Below are 9533 nucleotides of genomic sequence, written 5' to 3'. Positions count from 1 at the left end.
TACGATTGATCTCAGAGCGAGTTTCTTCGACAAGGGTAAGGTGTTCAATCAACGTCATAGCGCGTGCCTCCTGCATGGAGACGCGATTAGATCACAGACGATCTGCCTGTTCAAATTTCATTAACAAAGTGCGATCCCGCCCTGCCGATACCGGGGGCAAAAAGCAGGTGGCACTCTGGACACAATGGTTGCCTAATTAAATAAATATGCATAAAAATCAATACAGGCAGGGCTCGATATATGAACTCTTCTGCTGTTTGTATGAAGCATCGTGCTGCTAAAAATTTTCTGTGAGCCACCTCCCGCCGTTTAATTCATGAGCCTATAACCTTGACCCGTACAATAAAAACCTGACGTGTTCCGGTTTATTTCACCATGCATCACAAAGGAGTGTCATATGTATAAAAAAGTGAAACTGGCGAGCATTATCAGCACCCTTATTCTCTCGGCCACTGCATATTCTGCAGAGATGACCGTGGGCTTCTCGCAAATTGGTTCTGAATCCGGGTGGCGAGCTGCAGAAACATCGGTCGCCAAGAGCGAAGCCCAAAAACGCGGCATCATCCTGAAAATTGCCGATGCCCAGCAGAAACAGGAGAACCAGATCAAGGCCATTCGCTCCTTTATTGCCCAGGGGGTGGATGCCATCTTTATTGCCCCCGTGGTACAGACTGGTTGGGAGCCAGTATTGCAGGAGGCGAAAGAGGCCGAGATCCCGGTCTTCCTGCTGGATCGCAATATCACGGTAAAAGATGACGGTCTCTTCATGACCGGGGTCGCCGCCGACAGCGTCCACGAAGGGGAAGTGGCAGCCCAGTGGCTCATCAAGCAGCAGGATGGCAAACCGTGCAACGTGGTGGAATTGCAGGGCACGGTGGGTGCCAGCGTGGCGCTGGATCGCAAGAAGGGCTTCCTCGACACCGTCTCGGCCGTGCCCACCATCAAGATCATCCGCACGCAGTCCGGCGACTTCACCCGCAGCAAGGGCAAGGAGGTGATGGAGAGCTTCATCAAGGCGGAAAATAGCGGCAAGAATATTTGCGCCGTCTACGCCCATAACGATGACATGGCCATCGGCGCCATCCAGGCCATTAAAGAGGCCGGGCTGAAACCGGGCAAGGATATCAAGATCATCTCCATCGATGGCGTGCCGGATATTTTCAAGGCGATGATCGCAGGCGAAGCCAATGCCTCGGTGGAGCTCACGCCGAATATGGCGGGACCGGCCTTCGATGCCCTGCTGGCCTATAAGAAAGATGGCACCCTGCCCCCCAAACATATCAAGACGGAGTCCAAACTGTTTGAGCCCGGGAGTGCCGAGGCGCAGCTCGAGCTGAAAAAAGACATGGGTTATTAATCCCGCTCCCCCGCCAGACTGTCACATAGCGCGCCATATAAGTGATTGAACTTGTATGGCGCGCTATATCGGAGAGCCAATGTTCATGTCAGAGAACACTCACGATGTCGTATTGAATGCCCGCGGAATATGCAAGGCGTTTCCCGGAGTACGAGCCCTGCATCAGGTGGACTTCTCCCTGCGCCGGGGAGAGATCATGGCGCTGCTCGGCGAGAACGGGGCCGGCAAGTCCACGTTGATCAAGACCCTCACCGGTGTCTATCAGCGAGACGCTGGCCGTATCGAACTCGATGGCGTCCCCATCTCCCCGACGGACACCGCCCATGCCCAGCGTCTGGTGATAGGCACCGTCTATCAGGAGGTCAACCTGCTGCCGAACATGTCGGTGGCGGACAACCTCTTCATCGGCCACGAGCCACGCCGTTTCGGCTTCATCGACCGGGGCGCCATGACCCGGCAGGCCAGCGCCATCATGGCCAGCCACGGCTTCGAGATGGATGTCACCCTGCCCCTCGACCACTACTCGGTCGCCATGCAGCAGATCGTGGCCATCGCCCGGGCGGTGTCACTCTCCGCCAGGATCCTGATCCTGGACGAGCCCACCGCGAGCCTGGATGCCAGCGAAGTCCAGATGCTCTTCTCCCTGATGACGCGCCTGCGGGATCAGGGGGTGAGCCTCATCTTCATCACCCATTTTCTCGATCAGGTCTACGCCATCAGCGATCGCATCACAGTGCTGCGCAACGGCGAGCTGGTCGGCACCCGCGACACCCAGGCACTGCCACAACTGGAGCTGGTCAAGATGATGCTGGGACGCGAGCTGGACGACAATGCCCTCAAGCGGGCGGGCAAAACACTGCGCAGCAACCAGCCCATGGTGTCGTTCAGGGACTATGGCAAGCGGGGAGTCATCACCCCTTTCAGTCTCGACGTCATGCCCGGGGAGATAGTGGGCCTCGCCGGCCTGCTCGGGTCCGGTCGTACCGAGACCGCCGAGCTGATGTTCGGCATAGTCCCGAGCGATAGCGGCGAGTGCCGGGTGCGGGACAAGCCGGTGACCATCCGCTCTGCACGCCAGGCGGCCGCCAACGGCTTTGGTTTCTGCCCGGAGGATCGCAAGAGCGCCGGCATCATCGCCTCGGCCTCGGTGCGGGAGAACATGGTGCTGGCCCTGCAAGCCCAGCGGGGCTGGTTGCATCCCCTGTCTCGCAAGGAGCAGGACGAGATCACCGCCCGCCTCATCGAGCAGTTGGCCATCAAGACCCCGGGACCAGAGCAGCCCATCCAGTTTCTCTCCGGGGGCAACCAGCAAAAGGTGCTGCTCGCCCGCTGGCTGCTCACCAAACCCCAGTTCCTGATCCTGGACGAGCCTACCCGGGGCATCGACGTGGGGGCCCACGCCGAGATCATCCGCCTCATCGAATCCCTCTGCGCCAACGGGCTGGCCCTGCTGGTCATCTCCTCCGAGCTCGAGGAGCTGGTGGGCTATGCCGATCGGGTGATCGTCCTTCGTGACAGAAAACAGGTGGCAGAGCTTGCGACGGACGCCCTGAGCGTCCCTGCCATCATGAACGCCATTGCATGTGAGGCCTGATATGACGTCATCCATTCTCCCCCTCGCCAAGGGGTCGCGCGCCCGCAGGGAGTGGCCCACGGGCTCGGCCCAGTGCGCCGCCCTGCTGTGCGTGCTGCTCATCAATGCCCTGGTCGCCGACAACTTCTTCGCCATCCACACCCAGGATGGGCGGCTGTTTGGCAGCCTCATCGACATCCTCAACCGCTGTGCCCCGGTGGCCCTGCTCTCCCTCGGCATGACGCTGGTGATCGCCACCGGCGGCATCGACCTGTCGGTGGGAGCCGTCATGGCCATCAGCGGGGCCACCATGGCCAGCCTGGCCACCGGCGGTCACAGCCTGCCGGTCATCTTCGCCGCTGTCATCGGGGTGGGCCTTCTGTGCGGCCTGTGGAACGGCCTGCTGGTGGCGGTGTTCAAGATCCAGCCCATCGTCGCCACCCTGATCCTCATGGTGGCGGGCCGGGGCATCGCCCAGCTCATCACCGAGGGGCAGATCATCACCTTCAACAACGACGCACTCGCCTGGATCGGCAGCGGCTCCCTCTTCTATCTGCCCACCCCGGTCATCATCACCCTGGGCATGGCGCTGCTGCTCTGGCTGCTGACCAAGCGCACCGCCCTCGGCCTCTTCATCGAAGCGGTGGGGATCAACATCAAGGCCGCCAAGAACGCCGGGCTCAACACCCCCATGGTGGTGATCGCCACCTACCTGCTGAGCGGCATGATGGCCGCCGTCGCCGGCATGATAGTCGCCGCCGACATCCGGGGTGCCGATGCCAACAACGCCGGACTCTGGCTCGAGATGGACGCCATTCTGGCGGTGGTGATAGGGGGCACCTCCCTGATGGGGGGGCGCTTCAACCTCGCCCTCTCCCTGATCGGCATACTGATCATCCAGGGGGTGAACACCGGGATCCTGCTCTCCGGCTACCAGCCCCAGTGGAACCAGATCGTCAAGGCCCTGGTGGTGCTGGCGGTGCTGGTCATGCAGTCACCGGCCCTCAACCACCTCTTCCAGCGAGGGACTCGCCATGTTTAAACGCAACCTCCCCCTGATGGTGACCATCATGGTCTTCGTGCTGGGCTATCTGCTCTGCCTGGCCTCCTTCCCAGCCTTCATGTCCACCCGCATCATCTGCAACATCCTGACGGACAACGCGTTTCTGGGAATAGTGGCGGTGGGCATGACCTTCGTCATCCTCTCGGGGGGCATCGATCTGTCGGTGGGGGCCGTCATCGCCTTCACCGGCGTGCTGCTGGCAACCCTCATCGGGAAGCTGGGCGTCAGCCCCGTGCTGGCCATCCCTCTGGTGCTGGTGCTCGGGGCAGGCTTTGGCGCCCTCATGGGCTGGCTGATCGACACCCTGAAGATCCCCGCCTTCATCATCACCCTGGCGGGCATGTTCTTCCTGCGGGGGGCCAGTTTTCTCATCTCCGAGCAGTCCCTGCCCATCGATCACCCCACCTTCACCTACCTGTCGAGCCTGTCGTGGAAGATACCGGGGGGCGGTCGCCTGAGCCTGCTGGCCCTCATCATGCTGGCGGTGGTGGTCTTCGGCATCCTGCTCGCCAACCGCACCCGCTTTGGCAACAACGTTTACGCCATCGGCGGCAACGCCACCTCGGCAGCCCTGATGGGGATCTCGGTGCGCCACACCACCATTCGCATCTACCTGCTCTCCACCACCCTGGCGACCCTGGCAGGCATCGTGTTCGCGCTCTATACCTCGGCGGGCTACCCGCTCGCCGCCGTCGGGGTCGAGCTCGATGCCATCGCCGCCGTTGTCATCGGCGGCACCCTGCTGAGCGGCGGGGTGGGCACCGTCTTCGGCTCCCTGTTCGGGGTGCTGATCCAGGGGTTGATCCAGACCTACATCAACTTCGACGGCACCCTCAGCTCCTGGTGGACCAAGATCATCATCGGCCTGCTGCTGTTCAGCTTCATCGCCCTGCAGCGCCTGCTGATCCTGGTTTCGGAACACCGCAAGGCCAACAAGCCAGGTCCCTTCAAGCGCCAGGTTGCCGCCCAGCCCGAGTGAGGTATCAGCAAGACTCTGGTGGCAGAAGATAACGCGGCAAGGCGCTCCCGTGCGCCCTCCCCGCCTGGCCGTCGCGGGTCCGGCGCAGAGGATGGGGAGGCAGCGGGGGCGCTCACAGGGCCCGGCCCCAACCTCCCGCACGCCCCTTTGAGGGGTGACACCGTCTTTGGAAGGCACTCAGGTCAATCGCGCCACCAGGGGCTACCCTCATGGGGGCTCAGCACCTCCAGAGGCTCCCCCATGACAGGCGTGGTCAGGGGGATCTGTTGCTCGGCAGCCAGTCGGGCAATCTGCTCAAGCGGGTCGTTCCAGCGGTGCATGGCCAGATCGAAGGTGCCGTTGTGCACCGGATAGAGCCATTTCCCCCCGAGATCGTGAAACGCCTGCGCCGTCTGCGCCGGGAGCATGTGCACCAGCTCCCAGCGCTTGTCGTAGGCCCCGGTCTCGAGGAAGGTCACGTCGAACGGACCGTAGCGCCTGCCAATCTCCTTGAAACCGTCGAAGTAGCCGCTGTCACCGCTGAAGAAGAGGTTGACCCCCTCGCCGCGAATGACCCAGGAGGCCCAGAGGGTCTGGTTGCCGTCCCCGAGGCCACGGCCGGAGAAATGCTGGGCCGGGGTCGCTACCAGGGTGACACCGCCCACCCGGGTCTGCTGCCACCAGTCCAGTTCGCGGATCTTCTCCTTCGCAATCCCCCAGGCCATGAGGCGCGCCCCCACCCCGAGGGGCGTGATGAAGTGGTCGACCTTCTCCTGCAGCGCCAGTATGGCCCCGTGATCGAGATGGTCGTAGTGATCGTGGGAGAGGATCACCCCCTCGATGGGGGGCAGCGCCTCCAGGGTGATGGGCGGTTGATGCCAGCGCTTGGGGCCGAACCACTGCACCGGCGAGGCCCGCTCGCTGAACACGGGATCCGTCAGCCAGAACGTGCCCTGCAACTTCAGCAGCAGAGTGGAGTGGCCGAGGCGCCACACGCTGTTGTCCGGCGCCGCGATGAGCCCCTCCCGGGTCATGACCTGTACCGGAATGGCGCGATCCGGCACCGTGCCCTCAGGCTTGGCGAACAGAAAGTCCCACCAGAGCCTGGCCCCTTCCCACAGACTTCGCGCCTGGGGTGTCACGGCATTGTTGAACCGGCCCCCATGATATTGCGAGGAGTCCGGGTGTTCGGGCAGGCCCGGTTTGAGTAGAGATGCGATCATGCCAATCATCAGGGCTCCTTTGAGCAACCACAGAAAACGGCGCCCCTCAGGGGCGCGAAAAGAGGCTGACGGGGTCTGCATTCATGCCACGCCTGTCAGCCTGGTCTCTGGTGAGTCGAGAGCAGCCCCTGCACGGGGCCTCACCATCCATAAAACAGAACGGGAGAGTCGCACGGTATGAAACCGGTTCCCGGCGTCTCCAGTAACGGCAAGATAGCCTGCCCGGGCTCCCGCCACCAGAGGGGTTCGCGTTGCCGCGTGGCCCCGGCATGGTGTCGCATCAAGCGCATGGCCTCACCTGCTCTGCCGGCGCCAACAAAAGGAGGCGTCAGATGGCGTACTGCAAGAGCTTGCAGTGCTGAAGATCAAGAGGAAGTTTGAGCCAGGCGCGGTCTGAAGCCTGATGAACGCCCATAGGGCACAGGCTCACCTTGCGGTAGAGCAAATAGCATGTGAAGAGAGCTGAAAATGCACTTTGAAGACTCCTGATTCATCCACATGAAGTGGATTACCAAGAGGTCTGAAGGGGGTATTAGCTGTAACTTGTTGAATGGCAGAAACAGGTGGTGGCCCTACCAGCCACATCCCGGCACTCGAGTCCCCCGCCTTGGCTGCTACCTTCCGGTCCTGACCAGGTCGACGGGTTATCAATGCGAGCCCAAATAAATCAGGCACTTGGGGATGGAACAGATTGCCATCACAGTGTTCTGAAACCTCAACAAGCGAGAATCCGCCGCAAGTACGGTCATCCACATCAAGTGGACATGCTTAAATTGGTAACAAACAGGCCAATCTTACCCGCCCTCTCCCGTACACTGCAAGCACCTCATTACAGGCCCCATCCCCTCCCTCAGCAGCTCAACAATCAACCCAATATTGAGCAAAATGAAATCTAATGGTAGCTTTGGGTCTCACTTAAACCCGAGGTGACATATGGCTACGAACACAGGCAAAGGCTATCGACAAGGTTCCGTCAACGACCGTACCCAAGTTCAGAACCCGGTTAATGGGAACTGGACGAAACGCGATACGGATAGCGGCAAGTTTATCGAGCAGAAACAAGGTGGGGAGCCCTTCAAAGGAGTAGCCAAAGAAACCGACAACCGCCGGAAGTGAGTTCATCGATGACCGACCAGTGTTCTTGTGGCCAGCCCCTCAACCATTCAGTTGTGTTCCATCAAAACGGGCAGAAACTCAAAAGCTGCCCGAACTGTTCAGAGCAGGCTGGCGTTCATGTGTTCTATCGGGCAGGAGAATTCGGATTCAGACGGATGGCTGGTGTAACCAGGATACAATCATGGTGCCGTGGTTGCCGAGCCAAGCACCGCTACCGGCTTGATGCCTTGCATACCTGCTAAAGAAAAGGAGCTCTGATGTGAGCTCCTTCAAGTCTACTAGGCCAGAATCGCCACTGCCGGAAACAGCAGAAGCAAATGGAACACCAACAGGATCGGGGTAGGATAGCCCTGTGCCTTCCCTAGCGCCTCTTTCGCCTCTTCTGCAAGGTTATCGCTGTTGCGGTAACTGGGAATCAGGAAGAGCAGAGCCAAGCCAATGTAGACCATGACTTGGCTGGCCAATATCCAGGAGTCATAGCCTAGCTCCGACAGAAACTCTGATGTTTTGAGTCCAACGTCATAGCCGAGGCCAAGATCATTGGATAGTCCATAAATCCTTGCAAAGTGTGCAGAACGTTCAATGCTGATGAACCATCCGATCACGAATCCTGTCGCAGTCATCGCAACAGTAGCCACACCGATTATGCGGCTCAGTGGGTCTGTGAGTGCGGCAGCCTGGAGACGCTTCTCGTAGCCAACAAAGACCAGAATGGCCCAGTGCAGAGTACCAACTACAACGGTGCCCATGATGAGCCATAGCCCTGCATTGTAGTTAATGCTTAACCCCATGCGAGGCAGCAGAAACTGCCAGGCGAGTACGAGAAGTGCCGTCAACCACAACCCCCACAGGTGAGCCCTCAGCATGCCCGAGAGATAGGCGTTATAACTGCAGATCCCACCCCGCAAATAAGGGTTGTTGTTGACCTCGCTTGAATTGGGTGGAAGTTCTAGTCGCACAGATTGCTTTAGCCAATCGCGATAACGGGCCCACTTGCCCGCGACCTGTGCCGATGCAGTTTCCCGCTGCTCGAAGAACCGGCCAGAATCTTGTTTCGTCTTCTCTTGTTCCATGTCGTTATCCTTGTTGTCAAAACCACTCATTCGCCAGACAGCCCACGCAAGATCCGCTGAACGCTGGAGAGACTGATCCCCGTTCGACGTGCGATTTCAGCCTTGGCGAGCCCTCTTGCTGCGAGCGCCTGCACCTCATCCCCCTTCGCCATGGCTGTCGGCTTGCGGCCCTTGTAGACCCCACGTCTCCTAGCCAGCTCAATCCCTTCTGCCTGACGCTCCAGCATCAGCTCACGCTCAAACGTGGCGATGGCACCGATCATGGTCAGCATCAGTTTTCCGGTCGGTGTCGAGGTATCGATACCCAGATTCAAAATCCTCAGAGAAACCCGCTTAGCGTGCAGGTACTCCGAGATCTCCAACAGGTGGCGAGTGTTGCGAGCCAAGCGATCCAGCTTGGTCACCATCACCACGTCTCCCTCACGAACAAAATCCAGCATCAACGCGAGCTGAGGGCGGTCATCCTTTGCACCGCTCACCTTCTCCTGAAATATCTTGCTGCACTCGGCCAGTGCCTGAAGCTGGGCATCCAGGCTCTGCCCCACAGTGCTGACACGTGCATATCCCACCAGTGCCATGGTCTCCTCCTGGTCAATAGGGCAAGGTACACTGACGCGGCGGGTCAAAAGGCCGAAAGGAACCCGTGTGACCGGCAAAAAGTGCTGTTTTCGCTCGCGTCACACGGGCTTGGTCTATTGACCTGAGCCAGTGATACAAATGAAAACGGGCCGCTCCGTGGTGGAGGGCCCGCAGGGGTAGTTAACCAGATGTCTCTGGCTGCTTTATCTATTGGTCATGCAGGGTGCCGACCGGGGGATCTCAATGACGCGTCGCCCCGCCCGGCATCCGCAATACCTTGGCCAGCTCCTCGGCATGAGCCTTGTCACGGGCGATGAGGCGGATCATCAGGGTTCCCCCTGCAATGGCAACCAGAGTCACCGAGGTCAGGATCATTTTGTTCATGGGTAGTCCTCTTCGTTCATGTTGTAGAAGTGTGGCGGCATGTAGCGAGCCATCATCGCGTTGCGTATTCCGGCGAAGTTGAACAGCCATTCCGGCCAACGTGAACACCCTGATCCTTAACGCGCTCACGTCACCCCGTTTCTAACTCGAGTGTTCAGATTGGGTCAACTCACTTCTCCTCTTTCTCATCGATTCTCCCTTCAGTGA

9 protein-coding genes and 1 other RNA gene are annotated in these 9533 nt (G+C 59.7%); 5 read left to right on the top strand and 5 right to left on the bottom strand.

Annotated elements, in window-relative coordinates; genetic code table 11:
* Window positions 1–397 precede the first annotated feature (397 nt).
* The 4 genes from ytfQ to yjfF all read left to right on the top strand — a co-directional run bounded on the left by ytfQ (window position 398) and on the right by yjfF (window position 4972).
* Window positions 398–1357, top strand: coding sequence for a galactofuranose ABC transporter, galactofuranose-binding protein YtfQ (gene ytfQ / locus J9889_RS18430; RefSeq protein WP_010674607.1), 960 nt, complete (start codon window positions 398–400; stop codon window positions 1355–1357).
* Window positions 1358–1442: 85 nt separating this feature from the next.
* Complete coding sequence (locus J9889_RS18425) at window positions 1443–2951, top strand: sugar ABC transporter ATP-binding protein (RefSeq protein ID WP_210557637.1); 1509 nt, start codon at window positions 1443–1445, stop codon at window positions 2949–2951.
* Between the two features lies 1 nt (window position 2952).
* Window positions 2953–3972, top strand: coding sequence for a galactofuranose ABC transporter, ATP-binding protein YtfT (ytfT, locus tag J9889_RS18420; protein ID WP_210557635.1), 1020 nt, complete (start codon window positions 2953–2955; stop codon window positions 3970–3972).
* Window positions 3965–4972 carry a galactofuranose ABC transporter, permease protein YjfF gene (gene yjfF / locus J9889_RS18415; RefSeq protein ID WP_010674604.1) on the top strand — a complete coding sequence of 336 codons (1008 nt, stop codon included), beginning with the start codon at window positions 3965–3967 and terminating at the stop codon, window positions 4970–4972. Before ytfT ends, yjfF begins: the two co-directional genes overlap by 8 nt.
* 182 nt (window positions 4973–5154) lie before the next feature.
* Here yjfF and J9889_RS18410 read toward each other — a convergent pair whose 3' ends face one another.
* Complete coding sequence (locus tag J9889_RS18410; protein ID WP_104452898.1) at window positions 5155–6183, bottom strand: MBL fold metallo-hydrolase; 1029 nt, start codon at window positions 6181–6183, stop codon at window positions 5155–5157.
* 561 nt (window positions 6184–6744) lie between these two features.
* Window positions 6745–6838: signal recognition particle sRNA small type (gene ffs, locus J9889_RS18405), an RNA gene on the bottom strand.
* 269 nt (window positions 6839–7107) lie between these two features.
* Here ffs and J9889_RS18400 point away from each other — a divergent pair.
* Window positions 7108–7290: a hypothetical protein gene (locus tag J9889_RS18400; RefSeq protein WP_021230269.1), complete on the top strand. Its 183-nt coding sequence runs from the start codon at window positions 7108–7110 to the stop codon at window positions 7288–7290.
* Window positions 7291–7568: 278 nt separating this feature from the next.
* Here the strand turns inward: J9889_RS18400 and J9889_RS18395 are convergent, their stop codons facing one another.
* The 3 genes from J9889_RS18395 to J9889_RS18385 all read right to left on the bottom strand — a co-directional run bounded on the left by J9889_RS18395 (window position 7569) and on the right by J9889_RS18385 (window position 9326).
* Window positions 7569–8363: a hypothetical protein gene (locus tag J9889_RS18395; protein WP_201922026.1), complete on the bottom strand. Its 795-nt coding sequence runs from the start codon at window positions 8361–8363 to the stop codon at window positions 7569–7571.
* 26 nt (window positions 8364–8389) lie between these two features.
* A complete protein-coding gene (locus J9889_RS18390) occupies window positions 8390–8941 on the bottom strand; it encodes a recombinase family protein (RefSeq protein ID WP_201922023.1) in 552 nt (183 codons plus the stop codon).
* A gap of 241 nt (window positions 8942–9182) precedes the next feature.
* Window positions 9183–9326, bottom strand: coding sequence for a hypothetical protein (locus J9889_RS18385; RefSeq protein ID WP_005345168.1), 144 nt, complete (start codon window positions 9324–9326; stop codon window positions 9183–9185).
* Between the last annotated feature and the right edge of the window lie 207 nt (window positions 9327–9533).

It is taken from the genome of Aeromonas sp. PrichA-15, assembly GCF_017939245.1.
Classification (GTDB): Bacteria; Pseudomonadota; Gammaproteobacteria; order Enterobacterales; family Aeromonadaceae; genus Aeromonas; species Aeromonas caviae.
This window is presented reverse-complemented; position numbering and strand designations above follow the sequence as displayed.

Coding starts and splice junctions, on each gene's coding strand:
- ytfQ (WP_010674607.1), top strand. CDS start 398: ATGTATAAAAAAGTGAAACTGGCGAGCATTATCAGCACCCTTATTCTC.
- J9889_RS18425 (WP_210557637.1), top strand. CDS start 1,443: ATGTCAGAGAACACTCACGATGTCGTATTGAATGCCCGCGGAATATGC.
- ytfT (WP_210557635.1), top strand. CDS start 2,953: ATGACGTCATCCATTCTCCCCCTCGCCAAGGGGTCGCGCGCCCGCAGG.
- yjfF (WP_010674604.1), top strand. CDS start 3,965: ATGTTTAAACGCAACCTCCCCCTGATGGTGACCATCATGGTCTTCGTG.
- J9889_RS18410 (WP_104452898.1), bottom strand. CDS start 6,183: ATGATTGGCATGATCGCATCTCTACTCAAACCGGGCCTGCCCGAACAC.
- J9889_RS18400 (WP_021230269.1), top strand. CDS start 7,108: ATGGCTACGAACACAGGCAAAGGCTATCGACAAGGTTCCGTCAACGAC.
- J9889_RS18395 (WP_201922026.1), bottom strand. CDS start 8,363: ATGGAACAAGAGAAGACGAAACAAGATTCTGGCCGGTTCTTCGAGCAG.
- J9889_RS18390 (WP_201922023.1), bottom strand. CDS start 8,941: ATGGCACTGGTGGGATATGCACGTGTCAGCACTGTGGGGCAGAGCCTG.
- J9889_RS18385 (WP_005345168.1), bottom strand. CDS start 9,326: ATGAACAAAATGATCCTGACCTCGGTGACTCTGGTTGCCATTGCAGGG.